Here is a 22,713-nt window from a genome sequence, read left to right as displayed (position 1 = left end):
AACGGTAGGTGGTTATGGACAAGACGTCGTACACGAATCTCGCCAAGGCTTGGGAGTATGCGGAGGATCACGCGTTCTCCCGTCAGGCGTCGTTTCTGAACGTGATGCGCCGGCAGGCCGAGGAGGCCGGCTTCCCGCAGGGTTCGGCGGCGCAGGCGGAGCTGCTGGCGACGCTGGTCCAGCTGACCGGCGCGACGTCGGTGATCGCCGTGGGCACCGGTTCCCTGGTGGAGACGCTGCAGCTGGTCAGCGGCTTGCGCAATGCCGGCCAGCTGACCGCCGTCGACTCGTCGGCGCAGGGCATCGGCCTGATCCGCGGCGCGTTCGCGAAACTGTCCGACTATACCGCCACCAAACTGCGTGCCGTGAACGCTCCGGCGGGCACGTTCCTTCCCCGTCTGAACGGCGACGATTACGATCTGATCGTCGTGGCGGGTGACGCCGACAACTATGCGGCGACGTTCGATCAGGCGCCGCGTCTGCTGCGCGGCCACGGCGCGGTCGTATTCACCGACGTACTGGCCTTGGAGACGGCCGGCGCGAACGGCGGCGTGCTCAATCCCGCCGACCGCGGCGACAAGGCCGTCGCCATGCGCGAGTTCATCGACGTCGTGGAGTCCGATGAACGGTTCGATTCGACGCTGACGCCCAGCGGCACCGGCCTGCTCGTCGCCGTCAAGCGCTGATCGACGACGTGGCCACGGCGACCGCTTCGTCCACGTCGTCGGTCATGACCACCAGATTCGGATCGATGTCGGAGATCATGCCCCGGTCCTTCACCGTGCCGTTCAGCCAGTCGAACAGGCCCCGCCAATAGACCGTATCGTAGAGGGCCACGGGCATGGACGTGATCTTGTGCGTCTGCACGAGCGTCAGCACTTCGAACATCTCGTCGAATGTGCCGAAACCGCCCGGGCAGACGATGACGCCTGACGAGTATTTGGTGAACATGGTCTTGCGTACGAAGAAGTAGCGGAAGCTCAGTCCGAGGTTCACATAATCGTTGAGTCCCTGCTCATGCGGCAGTTCGATGCCGAGGCCGACCGACTTGCCACCGGCCATGGCCGCGCCTTTGTTGGCGGCCTCCATGATGCCGGGCCCTCCCCCGGTGATGACGGCGACGCCGCGTTCGGCGATCATGCGTCCCATACGTTCCGCGGCACGGTAGTCGTCGCTGTCCGGTTGCGTACGCGCCGAGCCGAACACGCTGACCGCCGGTCCGAGTCCGGCGAGTTCGTCGAAGCCTTCGACGAACTCCGATTGGATGCGCAGCACGCGCCACGGGTCGAGGTCCCGCCAGACGGCGCCGTCATCGTGTTTGAGCAGGCTGGCGGTGCTGCTGTCGGCCGGGATCATGGGCCCGCGCATGATGGCCGGCCCGCGTTGGTATGTCGCGCCGAGCGGATTGCCGCCGGTGGCGTGGACGTCGTGGATACCGTGAATGTCGTGATCGTTCGTCATGCGAGTCCTCCTTCATAGGCTCATATGCTCATGCCGTTTGCCGGGCGGCGTACCGCTGCGATTGCCTACTGAGCAGCACGCCGGAGACGGCGGCGGCGATCAGCGAGGCCATGAGCACCCCGAACCGCGCCTCTGCGGAGAGCTCCATGTTCGTGTATGCCAGCGAGGCGATGAGGAACGACACCGTGAAACCGATGCCGCAGGCGCAGGCCGCGGGGAACATGTCGCGCACGCGCAGTCCTTCGGCCATCCTCAGGCCGCCGAGATGCGTGGACAGCCATGCGGTGGTCATGATGCCCAGCGGCTTGCCGACCACCAGCGCCACGATGATGCCGATGACCACCGGGGACAGCAGCAGTTCGGGAGTCAGCGCCTCGAAGTGGACGCCGGTGGCGAACAAGGCGAAGATCGGCAGCGCCAGCAGGGCGGAGAACGGCTGCAGCTTGTCGGCGTAGCGTTCGGCGCGCGGCGTGGCCTCGCCGAACCGTTCCCGTGCCGGCGTGAGCAGGCCGACCAGCACGCCGGCGAGCGTGGGATGGATGCCGGCCTCGAACATCATCACCCAGGCGAGCACGCCCACCACGGCGACGGCGATCCACGGTACGCGGCGCATGCGCACGAGCACGGCCCATGCGGCCGCGCATACGGCGATGCCGGCGAACCAGTACCATGCGTTCACCGACGAGAAGAACACGGCGATCAGGATGATCGCCAACAGGTCGTCGACGGTGGCCAACGTCATCAGGAACGCGCGGATCGAGCCGGGCAACCCTTTGGCGAACAGGGCGAGGACGGCCAGTGAGAACGCGATGTCGGTGGCCGTGGGCACCGCCCAACCGTGCACGGTCTCGGCGAACGGGATCATGCCGCCGGTGGTCGGCAGAATCACGCTGCCCGGGTCCCCGGGCCCATATGCGGCGAACAGGAACGTGACCACCACGAACAGGATGGGCGGCGCGATCATGCCGCCCACCGCGCACAGCATCGGCACGGCCGCCGCCTTGGGATTGGCGAGGGAGCCGGTGGTGAGCTCCTGTTTGAGGTCGAGCCCGACGGTCAGGAAGAAGATGGTGAGCAGGCCGTCCTGCGCCCAATGGCCGATCGGCAGGTCAAGGTTGGTGTGCGGCACGGCGATGTGCGTCTCCGCGACCGCTTCGAACAGGTGGGCGGTGGCCGGCAGGTTCGCGAGGATCAGGCCGATGAGCGCGAATCCGAGCATGATCAGGCCGGACAGACGGTCCGACGCGGCGATGTGCCGCGCCGTGCCCCAGAATCCACGTCGTACGCCCATGTCATCCTCCATATCCGCTCGGTATCGCTTCCACGCACCGCCCGCTTGCCGCGGGATCGGTCATTCCATCGTATACGAACATATGTTCTATTTCGCCCGGAGCGTAGCCGTGATGAGTCTCCCGGCCGGACGTATTGAAAAACCCCTTGTCTCCATGCGGAAACAAGGGGTTTCAGCGTGCGCCAGACAGGATTCGAACCTGCGACCTGCTGATCCGTAGTCAGCTGCTCTAATCCGCTGGGCTACTGGCGCATACCGTTATTCGGTTATTGGTTGTGCCGTGAATCGCTTCACAGCTCGTGCGCCAGACAGGATTCGAACCTGCGACCTGCTGATCCGTAGTCAGCTGCTCTAATCCGCTGGGCTACTGGCGCAACACCACTCTTTAACCTCTTGTGGCCAGAGGCGTGCGCCAGACAGGATTCGAACCTGCGACCTGCTGATCCGTAGTCAGCTGCTCTAATCCGCTGGGCTACTGGCGCATGTTGTCTTGTTTTCGGCAACCCGTATAAACTACAACACCATCGCCGGAATCGCAACATTCGGCGTGTCGCGCCATATCAGGCCGTTCTCACCGCATGCCATCGCATGCGCGACCGTCAGGCGGCACGCCTCCGCCGCACCGGCACCGTCGTCTCCTCGGCGCGCACGAGCTTCGGCTCGCCGGTGCCGTTGACCGACGCGGCGTCCACGATCACCTGTCCCACGTCGTCCAGGCTCGGCAGCGTGAACATCGTGGATTCCAACGTCTTCTCAATGATCGACCGCAGGCCGCGCGCGCCGGTCCCCCGCGTGATCGCGGTCGCGGCGATCGCGCGCACCGCCTCGTCGGTGAACGCGAGATCCACGCCATCCGCGGCGAACATCTTGCGGTACTGCTTGGTCAGCGCGTTGCGCGGCTCGACGAGGATGCGCGCCAGATCGTCCTCGGTCAGCTCGTCCAACACGCTCACGACCGGCAGACGGCCGATGAACTCGGGCAGCAGTCCGAATTCGGCGAGATCGTCGGCGCTGACCTGCTCGAGCAGCTCCTCCGGCCGCACCTCGTGATCGTGCCATGCGGCGCCGAAGCCGGTCTCCCGCGCGCCGACGCGCCGCGAGATGATGTCGGACAGCCCCACGAACGCGCCGCCGCAGATGAACAGGATGCCGCGCGTGTCGATCTGCACGGTCTCCTGCTCCTTGTGCTTGCGGCCTCCCTCCACCGGCACGGACGCGATGGTGCCCTCGAGGATCTTGAGCAGCGCCTGCTGCACGCCCTCGCCGGACACATCGCGCGTGATGGACGTGTTCTCGCCGGATTTGCGGGCGATCTTGTCGATCTCGTCGATGTAGACGATGCCATGCTGGGCGCGTTCGACGTCGCCGTCGGCGGCCTCGATGAGCCGCTGCAGCACGGTTTCGACGTCGTCGCCCACGTATCCGGCCTCGGTGAGCGTGGTGGCGTCGGTGATGACGAACGGCACGTTCATGACGCGGGCGAGCGACTGCGCGAGATACGTCTTGCCGACGCCGGTGGGGCCAAGCAACAGGATGTTCGATTTGGCGACCTCGACGCCGTCGAGCGGGTCGGTGCCGCGCCGCCTCGACGCCCCGGCACCGTTCACCCCGGCTCCCATGCCGTCCGCACGGCCGTCGGCTCGGCCGCCCAGCTGGTCGGCGGCCTCGTGCAGCTCCATGTTGACGCGCTTGTAATGGTTGTACACGGCGACGGACAGCGTGCGTTTGGCCGCCTGCTGGCCGACGACGTACTGGTCGAGGTAGGCGCTGATCTCGGCCGGCTTGGGCAGCGAGAGCGCGTTGACGTCGGCGTTGCGCCGCCGTTCCTCGGAGATGATCTCGACGCACAGTTCGATGCATTCGTCGCAGATCGCGGCGGTCGGTCCGGCCACGAGCTTGCGCACCTGGTGTTCGGTCTTGCCGCAGAACGTGCAGCGCGGCACGTCCTCGTTGTAGCTCACCACGCGTCCCATGTCACTCCCTCGTCTCGCCGGCCGCGGCCCGTGCCGCGCGCCGCGCATCCCGTGCGTCCGCGCCGCACGGCCATGCCCTATGCGGCCACATACAAAGATACCCTCGGCCGAACCCGGCTGAGGGTATCCGTCATGAAATTCACGAACGGTGTTCGAGCACCTCGTCCACGATGCCGTACGCCTTGGCCTCCTGGGCCGTCAGGAACGTGTCGACCTCGATGTCCTTGCGGATCTTCTCGATGTCCTGTCCGGTGTGCTTCGCGAGCGTGGTCTCGAGCCATTCGCGCATGCGCAGCATCTCCTTGGCCTGGATTTCGATCTCGGTGGCCTTGCCGAAGCCCTGATCGATGGCCGGCTGATGGATGAGCACGCGCGCGTTGGGCAGCATAAGGCGCTTGCCCTTGGCGCCGGCGGCCAGCAGGATCGCCGCCGCGGACGCGGCCTGGCCGAGGCACACGGTCTGCACGTCGGGCTTGATGTACTGCATGGTGTCGTAGATCGCGGTCATCGCGGTCATGGAGCCGCCCGGCGAGTTGATGTACATCATCACATCGCGGTTCGGATCCTGCGATTCGAGCACGAGCAGCTGGGCCATGATGTCGTCGGCGGACGTGTCGTCCACCTGCACGCCCATGAAGATGATGCGGTCCTCGAACAGCTTGGTGTACGGGTCCTGCGTCTTCATGCCGTACGGCGTCTTCTCGCTGAACTGCGGCAGGATGTACCGGTCCTGCGGCGCGGCCGGGGCCATGCCGCGGCCGGCGAACGCGGCCTCGCGCGCGGCGGCCGGCATGAAGCCGACGACGCCGGCCGGACCGGCCAGACGTTCGGCGCGTGCGACGAACTTCGCTTCCTCGGATGCCATGTGACTCACTCCCCTTCCTTCGCGCTCATCGTGTCGTGCGTGGACACGATCTTGTCGACGAAACCGTATTCCAGCGCCTCCTGCGCGGTGAACCAGTGATCGTACTCGTTGTCGCGGTAGATCTCCTCGACGGTGTGGCCGGTCTGCTTGGCCGTGAGCTCGGCGAGGGTCTTCTTCATGTCCATGATGAGCTCGGCGTTGATGCGCACGTCGGTGGTGGTGCCGCCGATGCCGCCGGACGGCTGGTGCATGAGCACGCGCGCATGCGAGGTCAGGAAGCGCTTGCCCGGCGTGCCGGAGCTGAGCAGGAACTGGCCCATCGACGCGCACATGCCCAGGCCCACGGTCGCCACGTCGGGTTCGATGAGCTGCATGGTGTCGTAGATCGCCATGCCGGCGGTGATCGAACCGCCCGGCGAGTTGATGTACAGCCAGATGTCCTTCTTCGGATCCTCTGCCGCGAGCATCAGCATCTGGGCGCAGATGCGGTTGGCCATATCGTCCTTGACCTCTTCACCCATCCAGATGATGCGGTCCTTGAGCAGCCGGTTGAAAATCGGATCCACCATGGACGGGGCGTCGCCTTCGCCCATCGTGGGTGAGGGTGTCATGAATCCTGCCACCTTATCTCCTTGGTTCACAATACATTACGTTGTGCTACTCTACCCGTTCAAAGCGACCGCCGCCGCCCGCGACGCCCATTTTCGGCTACCCGCATAGCGATGCGCCCGTCAGCCGGCGAGCGCCCTGTCCACCGCACCGCCCGCCGTGCCGCCCGGCACCGTGGCGTTGTCGCGCACCTTGCGGATGCACAGGATCAGGTCCATGGCCTGTTTCGTGTCGAACAGTTTGAACATCGGTCTTGGTCGGTCGAACGGCGGTCTGGTGAGTTGTTCGGGGTCGAGGTATCCGTTGTGCTCGATGTAGTCGATGACGGTGTGCAGGAAACCGATCTGCGCCTGGTTGAGCGTGTGCGTGTTGATGAACTCGGCGAACGCGTTCATGGCGGCCGTATGGTCGAGTTTGGCGATGCGCCGCACCAGCAGTCCGAACGGCAGCGATCCGTATGCCGTCTCGTATTCGGCAGGCGTGCCGAGTTCGTGGACGAGCACGCGTTCGAGTTCGCTGTAGTCGTCGGCGTCCAATGGTTCGTTGTGCCGGAGTTTGCGTATCGCTTCGTCGTCGTGGTGTTCGTTGACGTATCGGTTGACTTTGAGACGGTAGTCGTCGTAGTGTTCGGCGATGTCGAATGGCTGGTTTTCGGTACGTTCGACGAGCGGGTCGGTCAGGTCGGTGATGATGGTCCTGCGTCGTCCGGTGTCCGCGATGAATCGGACGAGGTCGCGCAGTCGGACGCGCATGTGCTCCAGTTCGCTCACCGGCAGTCCGGAGAGGTATCCGTCGTCGTTGATGATCGTCGTGACCAGTTCGCGTTGCCGTTGCACTTGCGGGATGGTCATGCGTTCGCCCAGTTGCACGGCGATCGTGCGCAGCTTGGTCGTATAGGCCTTCGCCGGTTCGCCGGCCGCACGGGCGACCATCATGCCGTACATGAGCGCGTCGAAGCGCAGCGCGTACGTGTCTTGTTCGTCCCAGTGGGCCAATGGCGCGAGTTCGTGGGTGAGTTCGCGTACGTTCAGGTCGTTGAGGAACGTGTATGCGTCGGCGGTGCGGTATCGTTCCACGTATTCGCGTTTGAGCCTCACGCCGACCGTGTTCGTGTCCCATGAGCCGATCTGTCCGGTCAGGTCCGCGATCAGGTCGTCGCGCCACCGGACGGTCTGCGGATCGTCCGTGAACGTGCTCGACTGGAACGCCTGCACCAATTCGGCTTTGCGCGCGAAGATGCGCTCGCTGACGGATGCGGCGAGCTTGTCTTCGACCGGGTTCGTCCGTTCGCGGAAGAACGCGAAGTTGCCGCAGTAGTCGAAGATCTTGAAGCGGCGTTTGCCGACGTATTCGCCGTCGACATTGTCGACGCAGTCGAGTTCGGGGCTGAGCCGCGTGCCGCGGCCGATCATCTGCCAGAACTTGATTTTGGAGCGCACCGGTTTGAAGAACACGAGGTTGACGACGTCGGGCACGTCGACGCCGGTGTCCATCATGTCGACGGAGACGGTGATGACGGGCAGCGACTTGCGTTTGAATTCGGCGATGATGCTGTGCGCGTAATCGTCGCCGTGCAGCACGGTTTTGATGAAGCCGTGCGCCGATTCCTTGGGGTAGAGCGCCGTGTAGCGTTCGACGATGTAGCGCGCATGCGCCTGGTTGGCGGCGAAGACGATGGTTTTGCCGAGTCGTTCGCCGCCGTCGGTCGCGATGCCGTGGTCGTGCAGGTCCTGCAATACGGTGTCCACGGTGGCGGGGTTCATCACGTAGGTGTTGATCGCGGCCGCGTCGATGTGCGCGGGCAGGTTCGTCGTGCCGCCGTCCGTGTCGCAGTCCTCCCCGTCGTCATCGGTGTCGCCGTCGCCGAAGTCCTCCTCATAGCGCTCCTTGTCTTCGTCGGACAGGTCGTCGTAGGTGATGCCTTCGTCCATGAACTTGGTTTTAGCCTCGACGTTGACGAACGGCACGAGCACATGGTCCGCGAGCGCCTGCGCGTACTCGTACACGAAGGTGGGCACGCCGTGCTGCACGTGGAAGAAGTCGTAGGTGTTGCGGTCCACGTCGTCGCGCGGCGTGGCGGTCAGCCCCACCATGAGCGCGTCGAAATGGTCGAAGATGACCCTGTATTTCTTGAAGATCGACCGGTGCGCCTCGTCCACGATGATGAGGTCGAAATGTCCGGCGGAGAACGCGGGTTTGCCGTCCGCGCCGGTTTCCACGTCGATGGCGTTGATCATGGTCTGGTAGGTGGAGAACACAACGCGCGCGTCCGTGTCGTGCTTGTTGGAACACAGGTTGCACAGCGACCAGTCGGGGAAGTATTCGCCGTACGCGCTGTTCGCCTGCGCGACGAGTTCGACGCGGTCGGCGAGGAACAACACGTTTTTGACGAGTCCGGCGCGCATGAGCACGTCGGCGAGCGCGGCGGACACGCGGGTCTTGCCGGTGCCGGTGGCCATGACGAGCAGGCTGCGGCGTTGGCCTTGGCTGAGGTTGTCGCAGACGGCCTGGATGGCTTCGAGCTGGTAGGCTCGCCCGTTGCCGCCGGCGACGTTGAGGTTGACGGGGACCGTGGATGGGTCGATGGCGGTGCGGCGGCGGTCGATGATGCGTTGCAGGTCGTCCTGGGCGAAGACTTCGCCGACTTGACGGTAGGAGCCGTGCTCGTCGTCGACGAAGTAGGTCCGGTATCCGTTGGAGAGGAAGATGAGCGGCCGGTAGCCGAATTGCCGTTCGAGGCAGTCGGCGTAGAGGCGTGCCTGTTGGAGTCCTTTGGCGGGGTCGTAGGCGGTGCGTTTGGCTTCGATGATGGCGAGCGGTTTGCCGTCGCGCCCGTTGAGCAGGTAGTCGATGTAGCCTTGCTGCCCGGGGTTGCCTTCCATGCCGGTGACGGGGTATTCGGCGATGACGTCGCGGGCCGTGTTCCAGCCGACGAGTTGCAGGTCGAGGTCGATGAAGCGTGTGCGGGTCTGGTATTCGCTGAATTCGTCGGCGGAGACGTGTTCGACGGCGGGTTGTTCGGCCTTGCGTGCGGCGAGCTGGCTGCTCAGGGCACGCACCTGTGCTTCGAGTTCGGCGATCTGTTTGGTCTGCTCGCCGAGTTGCGCTTCGTATTCCTTGCGTGCGGCGTCTTCCTGCGCCTTGCGTTCCTTGGCGGCGAGAGCGCGGCTGACGGCGGGGACCTGTTTGGGGTCGAAGGTGCGTTTGACGTAGCGGCGGCCGTAGCTGTAGTCGATCCATTGGATGAACGTGAAGAGGATGCTCAGGGAGAACATCGCGTCTTCGGGTTTGAGCTGCGCGCCCTGATGGGCGGCCATGTTGCCGGCTTTGATGACGTATTGCAGGGATTCCCACAGGTGGTTGTCGGCGAGCGCGGCGCGGAAGGTGGGTTCGTGGACGAGGGATTGCAGGTTGTCCTTGTATGGCGGCTTGATGGTGTCGTCGGCGGCGTATGTCCATTTGACGGCGAATTCGAACGCGCGGCGCGCGGCCAGTGCGCTGATGGTCGGCGACAGCGACAACGCACGTTCCGCTTCCAGGCACGCATCGGCGAACATCGCGTAGTCGTCTTGGCCTTGCAGAAACGAGAAGTTGGCCATATCCGTCTCCTTATGCGCCACGTCGCGGCATCCGTCGCCGCCCGTCCAACGCTATCGTACAACAGGCGTCCATCCGCAAACCGCTAGCTTCGAGTCTCGAGCAACCAATCCAACGCGTAGATCTGCCGGATGCCTTCGTGGGATACAGGGCGTTCGTCATCCAGCGTGATAAGCATCTTCGGATAATTGTCGCGTATCGCGCGCAACGATGACAGCTCTCGTTCCAACGTGTTCGGGTCGTGAACGGATTCGCTGACCTGATAGTATCGTCGTCCGGTGGCGCCGTTGGTCACGAAGTCGATCTCGCCGCCGGCGCTTTGCCCGACGTACACTTCCCCCTCCCGTCGCATGAGTTCGAAAAACACCACGTTTTCCAGCAGACGACCGGTGTCGCGCACGTTGCCGGAGCACAGCACGCGACGCATGCCGAGGTCCACGGCATAGTACTTGCGTTCCTGTCGTAATGCACGTTTGCCTTTGATGTCGTAGCGTTGCACCGGGTAGAAGATGAATGCAGCGGCCAGCCCTTCCAGATAGTTGGACACCGTGGGGGCGGATATCTTCGTGCCCGATGAGGTCATGGCATTCGCTATGGCTTTGGGATTGGTGAGGTTGCCGATGTTGTCGAACATGTAGCGCGTGATCGTTTCGAGTGCTGCCATGTTGGACAGTCCGAGACGCGCGGCCACGTCTTTGAACAACACGGTGCTGAGAATGCCGTCAAGGTAGTCGTGGAGCAGCGATTCATCGCCGGCGAGGGCGAGTGTGGCCGGCAGGGCCCCGTCATGCAGGTATTCGGACCATGCGCGTTGGGGAGTTTTACTTTGCACGGGGGCTGCGCCCATGTATTCGGCGAACGACAGCGGTGTCATGGCTATTTCCACGTACCGGCCCGAGATGAGAGTCGCCAACGTGCCCGACAACAGCGTGGCGTTCGATCCGGTGACGTAGATGTCCATGTCTCCTCGAGCCTGCAGGCCGTCCAGTGTTTTTTGGAAGTCCGGCACGTTCTGGATTTCGTCCAGTAGGACGTAGCGTCGGCCGGCCGAGGAGTCGAGCCGATGGAGGATCTCACCATACAGCCGATGGTATTCAAGCAGCGGCTCGTTCTCCAGCAGTTCAAGGTTGATATGCACGATGGAAGACGGGTCGATGCCGTATTCATCGATCAGCCGCTGTTTCCACAACGTCATCAATGTGGATTTGCCACAACGGCGCACGCCGGTGATCACCTTGATAACGTCACGGTCCTTCCATGCGTCAAGTTTCTTCAGGTATAGCGGCCGATCAATCACCACCATCACCTCCCTATGTAGGCAATCTCAACTTTCACTCTCCAATAATATCAGAATTATTCAAATACATTTTATTTATTTCATTTTTCTGGAATAAATAAAACTACTTGCATGTCGATGCCCGTCGGCGCTAAGCGAAGTAGCGTCGGGTGAGGCTGGCGCAGAGGGCGCCCAGACGATCGAGCTGCTGACAGGTAGTGGATTTGAGGGACTCCACCGAAGCGACGAACTCAGCGAACACGCAAGAGTTTTCGAATATTTCGTTTATTGATATGCTGATATGGCATTGCATGATTGCCGCTACAGCCAAAAAGGAGGATCCATTATGGGAACACGCAGTCTCGCCAACGACGCGACGACCTATCTGCCCAACGCAGAGGATCGCCGCCGGCTTATGGACATCAAGGAAGCCCTGTCTCATATCGCACAGGATGCAAGGGAGGTTCCCGATGCCGTGTTTGACGACATATCCGGTCAATCGGATTTCCCTGTTGCGACGCTTAAGGTGCCTGGCTTTCCGGCACGACCGCTCACCCCGGAACTGGCGGATGTGCTGATGCAGGTCGCCGATCAGCTGTCCCGCGGCCGGGCCGTGTTCGTGGCACCGTACGATACGATGCTCACCACGCAGGATGCCGCCGATTTTCTCGGCGTTTCACGCCCCACGTTGGTGAAATTGCTTGAAGATGGCGCAATCCCGTTCGAAAAGGTCGGCCGCCACCGTCGCGTGCTGCTCGCCGATCTGCAGGAGTACATGAACGCCCGGCACCGCGAGAACATCAGCACGTTCGACGATCTCGCCGCCGACGAGGATCCACGGGCGACTTTGGACAATCCCCTGCTCTCCTGACGACGTCACCCGATCGGCAGAAAGGCGATCTATGAGCTTCCCCGTATTTTTCGACACATGCAGCCTCTTCGGCGAGATCGTCAACGATCTGGTGCTTCGTCTCGCCGAAGAACGGTTTTTCACGCCCGATTATGCATACCTGCTCCAACGCTGCGGTCTACCTCGATTCGCCGAACGACTGTATCCAATCCTCGACGCGCTCTACGAACGCAGCTAACATTTACTTAGGACCATCTGTTATTGGGCGAAGTAGCGTTGGGTGAGGCTGGCGTAGAGGGTGGTGAGGCGGTCGAGCTGTTGGCGGGTGGTGGATTTGAGGGATTCCACCGACGTGACGAACTCGGCGAACTCGTTCTGCAGGGCGAGGGGCGGCACACTTACTGAAAGCGATTTGACAATCCCGAGGCTGAGGTTCTTCTGATTACCGCCCAAGCTCATCGAGCGCAACTCTTCATACTTCAGCTTCAGCTGCCACAGCATAAACATTGGATTGCATATGCCTGCATCCAACAGGACAGCGGCACAAGCCTGATTAGTAGCAGCTTCAACACCAAGAATGCCGGCTTTACCGCGCGTATTGCCTTGGCCGTACATTGCGATCAGGATTGTGCCAATCGGAAATAATTTGCAATTCGTCTCCTGCACCGCTTTATCGCTAATATGCTCAGAAGCATCCTTAATAACTGAATAATCGATCTCCCCGGTTTTCACCCACGGAATACGGCCATCGTAATACTCAGCATTTGAGCGAAGCGGAGTAGCACCCGTCTGAATATCGGCAACATCACCAAGAATCTTGTCAGAGGACACCGTCGGATCGTCGAACATCTCGACGAAGCGGGATTGGATGAGTTCGTCGGCTTTGGCGAGCATCTGCTTGGCAACAACAATCTGCGATTCGATACCGTCCAGAATGTTTGCGATTCTGTGTTGCTCATCTATATCAGGAATGACGAATACACATTCCTTCAGCCATTTGAAATGCCTGGTGTATTCTCCCTCACCCGGCAATCGGGATGCATAATATCGCAACGCATGAAAGAGGAATCTCAGATCATCGGAACGCAATGGCTTAAGTACCTTGGTTCCATCGGCACCGATGAAGAATGGTTCCTCCACGTACTTCACCGCGCAAGTATGGTCACCAAATACGATTGCGGGAACATCATCATAAATACCGTTCTCAGAATCAGAATAACCGGCAATAGTATTCTGTCCCTGATCAATAATCGGATATATTCCCTCAGGCTCATACGCTTTCGCGGGAATCTTGACCGCCTTGCGGGTTACATCGGCAAATACATCCTTGAAATCAACCAGATCCCCCATCACTCACCGTCCTTGGTGAGCATGGCGTCGAGGGTGTTGAGACCGTCCGCGAACTTGGCGTTCAGCTCGCGCAGTTCGGCCATGAGCTGGCTGGTCGGTGGGTATTCCTTGCGTTCGTATTCGACCTTGACGTATTTGTTGAAGCTGAAGTCGTAGTCGTTCGCGGCGATGTCGTCGCGGGTCACCATAAAGCTCTGCTCGGTGCGCTCGCGGGCATCTTCGGCGTCGAGGTTCTTCCATCGTGCGAGGATGTCGGGGATGTCGTTGTGAGTCGGATCCTCGTCGCGTTTGTCGTCGAGCGTGTAGCCGTCGTGCTCCATGTTGTACAGCCAGACCTTGTCGGTGCTGTTCGGCGCGTCGGTTTTGGTGAAGACGAGGATCGCGGTGCTCACTCCCGAATACGGTTTGAACACGCCGGAGGGCATGTAGATGATCGCTTCGAGCCGCTGATGGTCCACGAGTTCGCGGCGCAGTTCACGATACGCCTTCGCGTTGGAGCGGAACAATACGCCGTTGGGCACGATGCACGCGCAACGACCGCCGAGCTTCAACATGCGCAGGAACAGGGCCACGAACAGCAGTTCGGTCTGCTTGGTCTCCACGATGGCCTTGAGCGAGTCGTCGATGTCTTCGACATCCACGGAACCGGTGAACGGCGGGTTGGCGAGGATCACGTCGAATCTGCCGCGGATCGTGTTCAGGCGCGACAGGCTGTCCTGGTTGCGGATGTCGGGGTGTTCGACGCCGTGCAGCAGCATGTTCATCGCGGCGATGCGCACCATCGTCTGATCGGTGTCGAATCCGGCGAACTGGTCGCCCTCGAACAGATTCCACTGGTCGGCGCTCATCGTCTCGCCATAGGTGCGGCGGATCCATTCGGCTGCGGAGATCAGGAATCCGGCCGTGCCACATGCCGGGTCGCCGATCAGCTGGCCGGGTTTCGGGTCAAGCAGCCCCACCATCAGATCGCGGATGTGCTTGGGCGTGCGGAACTGGCCGTTCGCGCCGGCCGTGTTGAGCTTGCTCAGCATGTATTCGTACAGGTCGCCCAGATCGTCCTGATCCTTGACGATGTTCGTGAGCAGGTCGTCGATGCCGGCGACCGCGCGTTCCAGGGTCTTCGGTTTGTTGAAGCCGAAGGAGGCGTCCTCCATGCTGTCGGCGAACGCGTTGCCGGTGTGCAGGGTCTTCAGGAACGGGAACACCTGCTGGGACACGGTGGCGAACATCTGTTCGGCCGGTTCGTTCTTGAAGTTGTGCCAGCGCAAACGCTGGCCTTCGGGAGTGTCCGGGAACACCGGGTTGGCGAGCGGCGCGCCGGTGAGCTGCGCCATCTGTTCGGCCTCGAGCTGGCGGTCATCGAGCGACTTCATGAACATGAGGTAGGTGAGCTGGCTGATCACCTCGAGCGGGTTGGTGATACCGCCCTCCCACATGCGCTGCCAGATGTCGTCGACCTTGTTCTTCACGGCTCCGGTGATCATCGCATCCCTTCCGTCGATCTCGTACGTCCCGTCACGGTGTGCATTCCTCCCAACTCTACCGTCCGATATGCCGACGCCACGCAGTCGTCCGGTTATCCACAACCCCCTTCCGACATCACAACCGCCATATTCCAACGTTCCCAACCGTTCGACCACATACCCCGGTTCGGCTTGCGTGACGCATCATCGTCACCATACGCTGGAACAACGCCCAATAACGAAAGGATCAACGATGAACGCCCTCGGCTCTCTCCCGCCTCCTGCCCTACAATGGAATCGCGTCAAGGAGGTCATCATGCACGTGTACGACTATTACGAAACCGGCGACGGAACGAAGGTCACCCATTCCGACATACAGCCGGACGGCAGCGTGCGCGTATTCTTCGACAATGGCCGCAAGCATGCCGAGGTGAAGCTTCCCGACGGCATTCTGACCGAAAACGACGGCTTCACCAAGGAAGAATCATCGTCGTTCCTCATCACCACCACCCGCGGCATGACCTCGATCATGCGATATGCACGGGAAGGCGGTCTTGATCATGCCTGGTCTGTATAGAATCCACGGTTTTCTCATCTATTTCTGGGCGAACGAAAGCGACAAGCCCGTCCACGTGCACGTCGCCCGCGGACGGCAATCTCCCAACGCCGCAACATTCTGGATACTCGAGAACGGTGACGTTCTGCTGGACGGAGCCGGAAACGGCATGACGGCAAAGGAGTTGCGCGGCATCACCGATTTTCTTCGATCCGTCTCCCCTGACATTGTCGTCTCATGGCAGGAGATCTTCGGCTATGTACGATTCCATGCCTAAGCTCACATTCCTCGGCCGCTACCGCGCATACGATCTGTACTATAACCCGCTCAACCGCCGGATCATCTGCGAACGCGACACCGATCTCGCCACGGTGCTGTTCGACGTTCCTTCGTACACCGTCGCACGCAATTGGGGAGCGTCTGACGAGGATATCAGCCGACTGCGGTCGCATCTCTCCCAACGGCATCACGACGGCACATGACTTATCCACAACCCCCCCCCATCCGACGGCACAACCGCCATATTCCAACGTTCCCAACCGTTCGACCACATACCCCGGTTCGGCTGGACGGACCATCATGACGTCGTCTACCGTGGAAATAACGCCCTGCAATACAGCGAAGGAGACGACATGGCCGATATCAGCCCGAACTATGCATTGCACTGTCGCACAATAGACGGCAATGGCAGACACCTTTCCCCCGAAGATGTCTCATATGCGTGGAGAAACCAGCTTTTCCACCAGAACCGCCCTTCTACGGACCCGTTGCAGATCACGGCGTTGGGATGCGATCCGAGCGGTAGAATGATCGAAATGGTCGCCTATGACGCGGGAGCGTATCAGGATCGGCATGGCCACCCATTGCGGGTGCTCTACCATGCGAATCAGGCGACCACCAAGTTCCTGCACGAATTCGGATTGGCCTAGGAGGAGATATGACGAGCACGATGGTCCGGCCGTCGATCGACCGTTCGCCGGTCGACGTGTCGGAAGAACGCATGCAGTATTGGGAGTCGCTGATCGGCACCGGTAGATTCCCGGGCACGCCCGGGAAGACCGTCATCTACCCGCAGCACTGGCCGAAGGACCGGCCGATGGAACCGTGGTTCCAGAAGCTCATCGACGAGCATCCGGAATGGGTGCATCGGGACGACGAAGACTGACGATGTCATCCCGCATGGATGGTTCGGTTCGGTGCGGCGAATGGCATCGGCCCTCGCCATCCACGCTCTCGCCTATTTGCGCAACAGCTGGCGCGACAGGAACGCCGACACGGCGACGCCCAGCCCCACGGGAACATAGAACGCGCTGGGGGCGGCGGTGAGTTCCAACACGAGGCACATGGCCATGAGCGGGGCCTGCTGGGAGGCGGACAGCAGCGCGGCCGCGCCAATGAGGGCGCAGGCGGTGACCGAGTCCGCGGGGAACGCGAGCGTCCACAGCACGCCGATCATCGCACCGAGCGTGGAGCCGAGCGCGATGCCGGGCTGGAGCACGCCGCCTGACGCACCGGAACGGATCGTGAGCAGCGTGGCCACGGCCTTGGCGACGAACGTGACGACCAGTACCAGCAGCACGACGGCGAGCTGCGACTGCTGACCGTCCAGCCCGAGCAGCGTCCACGGCGAGACCGGCGTTCCCGTCGAACTCGACCCGTCCGCGATCCCCTGTTCCGCGGCGGCCACGGCGTTCATCGCGACATCGTCGCCGGCGGCTAATCCAAGCCCCTGCATCAGCGACACCGTGCTGAACCCGAGCTGCGCGGCCGCACGGCCGTTGCCCATGATCTGCGGCACCACGATGGCGATGAGGCCGGTGAGCACGCCGGCGAGCGGCATCTGCCACAGGATCGCCGTGCCGGTCGGCTTATGCGATTCGGCCCATTGCGAACCACGCCGGAACCATGCGCCCGCCACGCCGCAGGCCACGCCGATCAGCAGCGCGGCCAGCATGATCGTCGGCGTCAGATCGTTCTGCATGAGCGCGATGTCATAGAACACATGCCGGCCTTTGACGGTCGCGGCGACGAACGCCGCGACCGCGGACATGCCGAGCCCGAACGCGACGCGTTCGATCGCCACATCCGCCAACAGAATCTCCACGGCGAAGAACATGCCGGCGAACGGCGCGTTGTACACGCCGCCCAGTCCGGCGCCGGCTGCGACCGCGACGACGACACGCCGATCGACGTCATCGAGTCTGAACAGGTCGCAGAACCGTTGCGCCAGCATCGCGCCGAGCTCGCGCGGCGCGACCTCACGGCCGATCGACGCGCCGGTGCCGACGATGAAGATCTGCAGGCAGACATGCACGATCGTCTGCCAGACCGGCATGCGATCGCCGGCGACGGCTTTCTTGACCGACGGCACCTTCGTGGTCCTCGTACGCAGCAGCCACCAGATCACGCCGGCGACGCTCAGACCGACCGTGACCGAGATCGCACGGCGCACGGCCGGCACACCGAACGGTCCGGGAGCCGCGGCCCCCTCGACATAGCCAAGCATGAGCTGTTCGATGCCGTACAGCAGCAGCGTCAGCAATCCGGCACCGACGCCGATGACCGACCCCAGCACCAGCGTCGCCGCCGCCATCCATCCAAGACGTTTCCTATCCATCGCCCGTCCTTTCCTCATCGTCCGCAGTCGTCCTCAGTCATCCGCAGAAATGACAAGGGCTTGGAACCTTACGATTCCAAGCCCTGTACGGTGCATCACGCTACGCTATCGCGCGCGTCGCAGTTCACTCGGCGTTCTCGGCCGGAGCCTCGTCGCCCTTGTCGGCGGCGAGTTCGTCGGCGACGGCGGCAGCGGCGGACGCGGCCTCGACGCTTTCGTTCTCGGCGGCGTCTTCGGCAGCCTCATCATCACCGAGGAAGGCGCTCAGGTCGAGCGGTTCGCCGGCGGAGGTGAAGGACACGGCGCGCATGCCGGCGAGCAGGCCCTTGGAGCGGCCGACCTCGGCCACGGCGGAACCGAGCTGGCCGTTCTTCACGATCGCGTTGATGAACGCGTTCGGGTCCATGCCGTACTGCTGGGCGATGGAGGCGAGGAAGTTGAACACGTCGGCCTGGGAGACCTTGACGTCGAGCTTCTCGGCGAGGGTGTCGAGGAGGATCTGATCCTTGAGTTCCTTCTCGGCGGCTTCCTCAGCCTGCTGCTTCTGCTCGTCGGTGGCCTTGTCCGGGTCGGCAGTGAGGGACTTGAGGTGCTCGGTGGCGGCATCGGCCTTCACGCCCTTCGGCACCGGGATCTCCACGCCTTCGGCGAGCTTGGCGAGGAACGCGTCGCGGGCCTCGGTGGCCTGGCGGGCTTCGCCGTCCTGCTCGATCTGCTTGCGGATGTCGGCCTTGAGCTCATCGAGGGTGTCGAACTCGGAGGCATCCTGGGCGAAGTCGTCGTTGAGCTCCGGCAGCTCCTCAGCCTTGACGGAGTTGACCTTGACCTTGACGTTCGCCTTCTGGCCTTCGTGCTCGCCGGCTTCCAGCGTGCCTTCGAAGGTGGTCTCCTCGCCGGCGGACAGGCCGTCGAGGGCCTCATCCAGACCGTCGAGCATGGTGTTGGAGCCGAGCTCGTAGCTCACGCCCTCCTGGGAGTCGACGACCTCGCCGTCGATCTCGGCGCTCAGGTCGATGTTGGCGAAATCGCCCTTGCCGGCCGGGCGGTCGACGCCCACGAGGGTGCCGAAACGCTGGCGCAGGGTCTCGAGGCGCTTGGCCACGTCCTCGTCGGTGACTTCCGGCTTGGCGACGTCGATGGTCATGCCTTCGAGTTCCGGCAGCTCGATGTCGGGGCGACGCTCGACGGTGGCGACGAACTTGAGCTTGGTCTCGTCCTTGGCGGAGGCCGGCACTTCCTGCACGTCGATCTCCGGCTGGGCCATCGGGCGGATCTTCTTCTCGTCGAGGGCCTGCGAGTACAGCTCCGGCACGCCGTTGTTCACGGCCTCGCCGGCGACGGCCGCGAAGCCGACGCGCTGGTCGATGATCTTGCCGGGCACGTGGCCCTTGCGGAAGCCGGGGATGTTCACCTGCTTGCCGATCTCCTTGCGGGCCTCATCGAGGAAGGGGTTGAACTCCTCCGGCTCGACGGTGATGGTGAGCTTCACCTTGGTGGGCTCGAGGTTCCTGACGCTGATCTTCACGCTAGACGCTCCTGAAAAGTCGTTACTGTCATAGTTCTGCCCATTGGGCAACCGTTACATGATAACCCTACTCACGGACGCCGCAACCAGCCGCACCTGCCAGTCGCGCGCGCCCTGTTCGCGCAGGAACGCGGCGACGTCGAGTTCGGCCGGGTCGTCGCTCCAGCACAGGTTGCGGATGAGCTGCGGTTTGATGACGATTTCGGGTGGGGTGCGCGTGTCGTCGGCGATGCGGTTGACGACGCGGCGGACGCGCTGCAGCCGTTCGAGCCGGTCCGGGTGGCGCGCGGCCCACACCTTGAGCGAGCGGGGGCCGCCGCCGTTGCCGTCGTCGTTGTTGCCATGCGCCGGCACGGCCGGCCAGTCCTGCGGCCCGGAGGCCAGCGCCTGCTGGATGACGGCACGCCAGACGGACGGTTTGACCTTGCGTTGGATCGGCGCGTACCGTTCGAACATCTTGTCCTGTTCGCCGCCGGTGTGCATGCGCACGCGTTCGTTGAGCGATCGGATCGCGCGGAATTCGCGAGCGTTGCGCGGCTTCTTCTGCGCCGCTTCGATGATCGATGCGTCCGACAGCAGCAGGGTGGGCGCGATGTCGTATTGGCGCGCGAGACGGTCGCGTTCCTCCCACAGCGCCTTGGCAACGGCGAGGCCGCAACGGTCGCGGTTGAGCGTGGTGATGTGCGACACGCGGGTCCAGGGCGCCGGATGGGGTGTGCGTGGCGACATGCCTTCGGCCAGCGCGTGGGCGAATTCCTCGGCCGCCCATTCGTCCTTACCCTGCCGTGCGAGGTCGGCGCGCATGAGCCGTTCGAGCTCGATAAGCAGTTCGACGTCGAGCGCCGCGTAGTTGCGCCAGTCACGCGGCAGCGGACGGTACGACCAGTCGGCGGCGGAGTGCTCCTTGGCGAGGGTGATGCCGAGGTAGTGTTCGGTGACGGCCGCCAGTCCGAAACGATGCAGGCCGAGCAGGCGCGCCGCGATTTCCGTGTCGAACAAGGCCTTCGGCCGCAGGCCGAGGTCGGCAAAGCCGGGCAGGTCCTGCAGCGAATCGTGGATGATCCACGTCGCGTCACCGACGGCGTCGTTGAATTCGTCCCAGTCCACGCCGAGCGCGTTCAAGGCGATCGGGTCGAGCAGGGCGATGCCCGCGTCGCCGCGTTTGAACTGCACCAGCCAGTCCTCGTGCCCGTAGCGGAATCCGGAGGCCCGTTCCGCGTCGGCCGCCAGCGAGCCGGTCGCATTCGCGAACCGTTCGCATACCCGCCAGTAGTCGCCGATCGTGGCGGTGACGTCGGGCACGCCGCCGCGTGGTTCGGATTGCAGCCTCGGCTCAGCGGTCAACGGACGGTTCCTCCTCGTGGTCGACGGCGGAACGCACGAACCGCGCCCATACTGCCACCTGCGCGCCGGCGTCCACACCGTTCATGGAATCTTCAAGCGGCGTCCATGATACGCGCATCTCGCAACCTGCGGATGGCTCCCCCGCCAACGCGCCGAACGGCGTGTCCCGAGCGACGGTGACGGTGCCGGCGATCTCGTGGGCGCCGATCCGCGCGAGCCGTGTGTGCAGATCGTCCCAATACAGGTCGGATGCAAGCCCGTCGTGTTCGGCGGGAGGCAGGGCCAGCCGCGCGAACGCGACGCACCGCCACCGCGACCGCCATGTCTCGCACACGGCACGCGAATAGAGGATCATGATCCAGCCAACGGCATCCAATCGACCGCCGCCGGACCGGGCGTCGGCCCCGTCGTCGTCATCCGTCGCCGCTCCGTCGCGTCCGGCGACCCGATCAGTCGTATGGGCCGTGCGATCGACCGTATCGCCGACGTACGCGACGTCCACGCCGATCCCGTATTCGGCCAGCGTCTCCGGCACCGGTATCTCGCGGTACCGTACGCCGGGCACCAGCGGCATCGCGCGCACGGATTCGACGGCGTGCCACATCGCGTCGGGCACGCCGCGAGGGCGGGTCGGCATCGGTCGTGCGGCACCATCGCCGCCGGGCATCGTCGCCGTCTGATCGCCCGCCGGGAAAGCGAAGATCTCAGCCATATCTCAAGGCTACGTCACCGCGGCCGATTCCGCCGCATCGGCGCGCGGGAATCACGACGTGATACACAATACCAACGGACATACAGCCGCAACACACCACCGAATCGGCTGTATGTCCGTTGAAGAGAACGGATACCGCATCCCAGAAACCGCACGCCGACGATACAGCCGCAACACGCCAACTACGTGATCACAATCCCCAACGAACATACTGAGCTCCCCTCTTAACGGACATACAGCCGATTTCGTCATCGAAATCGGCTGTATGTCCGTTAAGGAAGCGAGCGTGAGACCATGCAACCGCGCAGCTCGGCACACGACCAATCCGTGCGGCTCAGTACACGGTCAATCCGTACGACTCGAACTGGCTTACGACGCGCTGCTTGAGCGCGGCGGACGGCCCCTTCTGATCCTCGAGCGGGTACGGGATGCGCAGCTCGTGCCACTTCGGACGGCCGAGCTGGTGGAACGGCAGCACGTCGACGTGTTCGAGCGCGTCGCCGAAGGACGCGCAGATCTTCGCCACGTTGTCGACGTTCTCCTCGGACGAGGTGAGGCCGGGCACGAGCACGAAGCGCACCCAGATCTTCTTGCCGGCCTTGGCGAGCCGCTGGCCGAAGTCGATGGTGGGCTGCAGCAGGCCGCCGGTCACCTTGTGGTACGTCTCCTCGTCGCCGGACTTCACGTCGAGCAGGCACAGATCGATGTCGTCGATCATCTCGTCGGTGTAGCTCTTGTTGAGGAAGCCGGACGTGTCGAGGCAGGTGTGCACGCCCATCTCCTTGGCGGCGCGGAATACGCGCGAAACGAACGCGGGCTGCATCATCGACTCGCCGCCGGAGAACGTGATGCCGCCGTGCGTGGCCTTGAACAGGTCGGCGTAGCGCTCGACCTTTTTGATCATCGCGTCGAGGTACACGGGCTGGCCGTCGCGCATCTTCCACGTGTCGGGGTTCTGGCAGTACTGGCAGCGCAGCGGGCAGCCGCTCATGAACACGGTCATACGCGTGCCCGGCCCGTCGACGGAGGTGTTGATGTCCCACGAGTGCACAAATCCGATGTCGCCGGTCTTGAGCGCCTCGAGACGGTCGCGCCGGTCGAGGCCGATCGGCGATTCGAAGCCGGACAGGCCGCCCATGAGGGTCTGCGAGGCGTAGGTTTTCGACTCCTTGAGCATGTGCCGGGTCGTAGTGCGGAATTGCGTGGTGTCGGGCATCGTTGTCC

General features: G+C 63.0%; 22 protein-coding genes and 3 tRNA genes. 8 read left to right on the top strand and 17 right to left on the bottom strand.

The features are described 5' to 3' along the window. Nucleotides 1-14 precede the first annotated feature (14 nt). Nucleotides 15-686 (top strand): O-methyltransferase, encoded by a 672-nt coding sequence (locus DSM100688_RS01680; protein ID WP_152357425.1) that lies wholly within the window; start codon nucleotides 15-17, stop codon nucleotides 684-686. Here DSM100688_RS01680 and DSM100688_RS01675 read toward each other — a convergent pair. From DSM100688_RS01675 to DSM100688_RS01630, 10 genes are all read right to left on the bottom strand, one after another. Next, nucleotides 676-1,461, bottom strand: coding sequence for an LOG family protein (locus DSM100688_RS01675; protein ID WP_152357424.1), 786 nt, complete (start codon nucleotides 1,459-1,461; stop codon nucleotides 676-678). The two genes, DSM100688_RS01680 and DSM100688_RS01675, sit on opposite strands and share 11 nt — an antisense overlap. Nucleotides 1,462-1,489: 28 nt before the next feature. After that, the gene (nhaA, locus tag DSM100688_RS01670) at nucleotides 1,490-2,752 is read right to left on the bottom strand and encodes a Na+/H+ antiporter NhaA (RefSeq protein WP_152357423.1); all 1,263 of its coding nucleotides are present in this window, start codon (nucleotides 2,750-2,752) and stop codon (nucleotides 1,490-1,492) included. Nucleotides 2,753-2,930: 178 nt separating this feature from the next. Then, nucleotides 2,931-3,004: transfer RNA gene (locus tag DSM100688_RS01665), tRNA-Arg, on the bottom strand. A 48-nt stretch (nucleotides 3,005-3,052) separates the two neighbouring features. Then, nucleotides 3,053-3,126 (bottom strand) — tRNA-Arg (locus tag DSM100688_RS01660). Nucleotides 3,127-3,160: 34 nt separating this feature from the next. Continuing rightward, nucleotides 3,161-3,234, bottom strand: a tRNA-Arg gene (locus DSM100688_RS01655). A gap of 117 nt (nucleotides 3,235-3,351) precedes the next feature. Continuing rightward, a complete protein-coding gene (clpX, locus tag DSM100688_RS01650) occupies nucleotides 3,352-4,725 on the bottom strand; it encodes an ATP-dependent Clp protease ATP-binding subunit ClpX (protein WP_152357422.1) in 1,374 nt (457 codons plus the stop codon). Nucleotides 4,726-4,864: 139 nt separating this feature from the next. After that, nucleotides 4,865-5,590 carry an ATP-dependent Clp protease proteolytic subunit gene (locus DSM100688_RS01645; protein ID WP_152357421.1) on the bottom strand — a complete coding sequence of 242 codons (726 nt, stop codon included), beginning with the start codon at nucleotides 5,588-5,590 and terminating at the stop codon, nucleotides 4,865-4,867. 5 nt (nucleotides 5,591-5,595) lie between these two features. After that, complete coding sequence (locus DSM100688_RS01640) at nucleotides 5,596-6,201, bottom strand: ATP-dependent Clp protease proteolytic subunit (RefSeq protein WP_152357420.1); 606 nt, start codon at nucleotides 6,199-6,201, stop codon at nucleotides 5,596-5,598. Between the two features lie 120 nt (nucleotides 6,202-6,321). Then, a complete protein-coding gene (locus DSM100688_RS01635) occupies nucleotides 6,322-9,798 on the bottom strand; it encodes a DEAD/DEAH box helicase family protein (protein WP_152357419.1) in 3,477 nt (1,158 codons plus the stop codon). 83 nt (nucleotides 9,799-9,881) lie between these two features. After that, entirely contained in the window at nucleotides 9,882-11,099 is a 1,218-nt protein-coding gene (locus DSM100688_RS01630; protein WP_152357418.1) for an ATP-binding protein, read from the bottom strand. Nucleotides 11,100-11,373: 274 nt separating this feature from the next. Here DSM100688_RS01630 and DSM100688_RS01625 point away from each other — a divergent pair, with 274 nt between their 5' ends. Continuing rightward, a complete protein-coding gene (locus DSM100688_RS01625) occupies nucleotides 11,374-11,943 on the top strand; it encodes a helix-turn-helix domain-containing protein (RefSeq protein WP_239519273.1) in 570 nt (189 codons plus the stop codon). A 31-nt stretch (nucleotides 11,944-11,974) separates the two neighbouring features. Further along, nucleotides 11,975-12,160 (top strand): aminotransferase, encoded by a 186-nt coding sequence (locus DSM100688_RS01620; RefSeq protein WP_152357417.1) that lies wholly within the window; start codon nucleotides 11,975-11,977, stop codon nucleotides 12,158-12,160. A gap of 20 nt (nucleotides 12,161-12,180) precedes the next feature. On the opposite strand, the gene DSM100688_RS01615 is transcribed toward DSM100688_RS01620, so the two are convergent. Together DSM100688_RS01615 and DSM100688_RS01610 are read right to left on the bottom strand one after the other, a co-directional pair. Next, the gene (locus tag DSM100688_RS01615) at nucleotides 12,181-13,272 is read right to left on the bottom strand and encodes a restriction endonuclease subunit S (RefSeq protein ID WP_152357416.1); all 1,092 of its coding nucleotides are present in this window, start codon (nucleotides 13,270-13,272) and stop codon (nucleotides 12,181-12,183) included. After that, nucleotides 13,272-14,756 (bottom strand): class I SAM-dependent DNA methyltransferase, encoded by a 1,485-nt coding sequence (locus tag DSM100688_RS01610; RefSeq protein ID WP_152357415.1) that lies wholly within the window; start codon nucleotides 14,754-14,756, stop codon nucleotides 13,272-13,274. Before DSM100688_RS01610 ends, DSM100688_RS01615 begins: the two co-directional genes overlap by 1 nt. A 232-nt stretch (nucleotides 14,757-14,988) precedes the next feature. On the opposite strand from DSM100688_RS01610, the gene DSM100688_RS01605 reads away from it, so the two are divergent. The 5 genes from DSM100688_RS01605 to DSM100688_RS01585 all read left to right on the top strand — a co-directional run bounded on the left by DSM100688_RS01605 (nucleotide 14,989) and on the right by DSM100688_RS01585 (nucleotide 16,456). After that, the gene (locus DSM100688_RS01605; protein ID WP_152357414.1) at nucleotides 14,989-15,312 is read left to right on the top strand and encodes a hypothetical protein; all 324 of its coding nucleotides are present in this window, start codon (nucleotides 14,989-14,991) and stop codon (nucleotides 15,310-15,312) included. Beyond that, nucleotides 15,296-15,568: a DUF4160 domain-containing protein gene (locus DSM100688_RS01600; protein WP_163146768.1), complete on the top strand. Its 273-nt coding sequence runs from the start codon at nucleotides 15,296-15,298 to the stop codon at nucleotides 15,566-15,568. The genes DSM100688_RS01605 and DSM100688_RS01600 overlap by 17 nt, the downstream gene beginning before the upstream one ends. Then, nucleotides 15,561-15,773 (top strand): hypothetical protein, encoded by a 213-nt coding sequence (locus tag DSM100688_RS01595; protein ID WP_152357412.1) that lies wholly within the window; start codon nucleotides 15,561-15,563, stop codon nucleotides 15,771-15,773. Before DSM100688_RS01600 ends, DSM100688_RS01595 begins: the two co-directional genes overlap by 8 nt. 150 nt (nucleotides 15,774-15,923) lie before the next feature. Continuing rightward, nucleotides 15,924-16,220 carry a hypothetical protein gene (locus DSM100688_RS01590; RefSeq protein WP_152357411.1) on the top strand — a complete coding sequence of 99 codons (297 nt, stop codon included), beginning with the start codon at nucleotides 15,924-15,926 and terminating at the stop codon, nucleotides 16,218-16,220. A gap of 8 nt (nucleotides 16,221-16,228) precedes the next feature. After that, the gene (locus DSM100688_RS01585) at nucleotides 16,229-16,456 is read left to right on the top strand and encodes a hypothetical protein (RefSeq protein WP_152357410.1); all 228 of its coding nucleotides are present in this window, start codon (nucleotides 16,229-16,231) and stop codon (nucleotides 16,454-16,456) included. A gap of 72 nt (nucleotides 16,457-16,528) precedes the next feature. On the opposite strand, the gene DSM100688_RS01580 is transcribed toward DSM100688_RS01585, so the two are convergent. The 5 genes from DSM100688_RS01580 to pflA all read right to left on the bottom strand — a co-directional run bounded on the left by DSM100688_RS01580 (nucleotide 16,529) and on the right by pflA (nucleotide 22,705). Next, nucleotides 16,529-17,908 (bottom strand): chloride channel protein, encoded by a 1,380-nt coding sequence (locus DSM100688_RS01580; RefSeq protein ID WP_152357409.1) that lies wholly within the window; start codon nucleotides 17,906-17,908, stop codon nucleotides 16,529-16,531. Between the two features lie 124 nt (nucleotides 17,909-18,032). After that, entirely contained in the window at nucleotides 18,033-19,433 is a 1,401-nt protein-coding gene (tig, locus tag DSM100688_RS01575; protein ID WP_152357408.1) for a trigger factor, read from the bottom strand. A gap of 54 nt (nucleotides 19,434-19,487) precedes the next feature. Beyond that, complete coding sequence (locus DSM100688_RS01570) at nucleotides 19,488-20,777, bottom strand: HRDC domain-containing protein (RefSeq protein WP_152357407.1); 1,290 nt, start codon at nucleotides 20,775-20,777, stop codon at nucleotides 19,488-19,490. Continuing rightward, the gene (locus tag DSM100688_RS01565) at nucleotides 20,767-21,489 is read right to left on the bottom strand and encodes a DUF3000 family protein (RefSeq protein WP_152357406.1); all 723 of its coding nucleotides are present in this window, start codon (nucleotides 21,487-21,489) and stop codon (nucleotides 20,767-20,769) included. Before DSM100688_RS01565 ends, DSM100688_RS01570 begins: the two co-directional genes overlap by 11 nt. Nucleotides 21,490-21,823: 334 nt before the next feature. Further along, nucleotides 21,824-22,705 carry a pyruvate formate-lyase-activating protein gene (gene pflA / locus DSM100688_RS01560; RefSeq protein ID WP_152357405.1) on the bottom strand — a complete coding sequence of 294 codons (882 nt, stop codon included), beginning with the start codon at nucleotides 22,703-22,705 and terminating at the stop codon, nucleotides 21,824-21,826. Nucleotides 22,706-22,713 lie beyond the last annotated feature (8 nt).

It is taken from the genome of Bifidobacterium ramosum, from assembly GCF_009299505.1.
Lineage (GTDB): Bacteria > Actinomycetota > Actinomycetes > Actinomycetales > Bifidobacteriaceae > Bifidobacterium > Bifidobacterium ramosum.
The sequence above is the reverse complement of the archived record's forward strand: the minus strand, read 5'-3'. Positions and strand labels throughout refer to the sequence as shown.

Excerpts from the sequence above, each read along its gene's own strand:
- DSM100688_RS01630 (WP_152357418.1), bottom strand. The coding sequence starts at position 11,099 with ATGGTGGTGATTGATCGGCCGCTATACCTGAAGAAACTTGACGCATGG.
- DSM100688_RS01610 (WP_152357415.1), bottom strand. The coding sequence starts at position 14,756 with ATGATCACCGGAGCCGTGAAGAACAAGGTCGACGACATCTGGCAGCGC.
- DSM100688_RS01675 (WP_152357424.1), bottom strand. The coding sequence starts at position 1,461 with ATGACGAACGATCACGACATTCACGGTATCCACGACGTCCACGCCACC.
- DSM100688_RS01645 (WP_152357421.1), bottom strand. The coding sequence starts at position 5,590 with ATGGCATCCGAGGAAGCGAAGTTCGTCGCACGCGCCGAACGTCTGGCC.
- DSM100688_RS01620 (WP_152357417.1), top strand. The coding sequence starts at position 11,975 with ATGAGCTTCCCCGTATTTTTCGACACATGCAGCCTCTTCGGCGAGATC.
- DSM100688_RS01625 (WP_239519273.1), top strand. The coding sequence starts at position 11,374 with ATGGCATTGCATGATTGCCGCTACAGCCAAAAAGGAGGATCCATTATG.
- DSM100688_RS01585 (WP_152357410.1), top strand. The coding sequence starts at position 16,229 with ATGACGAGCACGATGGTCCGGCCGTCGATCGACCGTTCGCCGGTCGAC.
- nhaA (WP_152357423.1), bottom strand. The coding sequence starts at position 2,752 with ATGGGCGTACGACGTGGATTCTGGGGCACGGCGCGGCACATCGCCGCG.
- DSM100688_RS01600 (WP_163146768.1), top strand. The coding sequence starts at position 15,296 with ATGCCTGGTCTGTATAGAATCCACGGTTTTCTCATCTATTTCTGGGCG.
- clpX (WP_152357422.1), bottom strand. The coding sequence starts at position 4,725 with ATGGGACGCGTGGTGAGCTACAACGAGGACGTGCCGCGCTGCACGTTC.
- DSM100688_RS01595 (WP_152357412.1), top strand. The coding sequence starts at position 15,561 with ATGCCTAAGCTCACATTCCTCGGCCGCTACCGCGCATACGATCTGTAC.
- DSM100688_RS01605 (WP_152357414.1), top strand. The coding sequence starts at position 14,989 with ATGAACGCCCTCGGCTCTCTCCCGCCTCCTGCCCTACAATGGAATCGC.
- DSM100688_RS01580 (WP_152357409.1), bottom strand. The coding sequence starts at position 17,908 with ATGGATAGGAAACGTCTTGGATGGATGGCGGCGGCGACGCTGGTGCTG.
- DSM100688_RS01565 (WP_152357406.1), bottom strand. The coding sequence starts at position 21,489 with ATGGCTGAGATCTTCGCTTTCCCGGCGGGCGATCAGACGGCGACGATG.
- DSM100688_RS01640 (WP_152357420.1), bottom strand. The coding sequence starts at position 6,201 with ATGACACCCTCACCCACGATGGGCGAAGGCGACGCCCCGTCCATGGTG.
- DSM100688_RS01590 (WP_152357411.1), top strand. The coding sequence starts at position 15,924 with ATGGCCGATATCAGCCCGAACTATGCATTGCACTGTCGCACAATAGAC.
- DSM100688_RS01680 (WP_152357425.1), top strand. The coding sequence starts at position 15 with ATGGACAAGACGTCGTACACGAATCTCGCCAAGGCTTGGGAGTATGCG.
- DSM100688_RS01635 (WP_152357419.1), bottom strand. The coding sequence starts at position 9,798 with ATGGCCAACTTCTCGTTTCTGCAAGGCCAAGACGACTACGCGATGTTC.
- DSM100688_RS01615 (WP_152357416.1), bottom strand. The coding sequence starts at position 13,272 with ATGGGGGATCTGGTTGATTTCAAGGATGTATTTGCCGATGTAACCCGC.
- pflA (WP_152357405.1), bottom strand. The coding sequence starts at position 22,705 with ATGCCCGACACCACGCAATTCCGCACTACGACCCGGCACATGCTCAAG.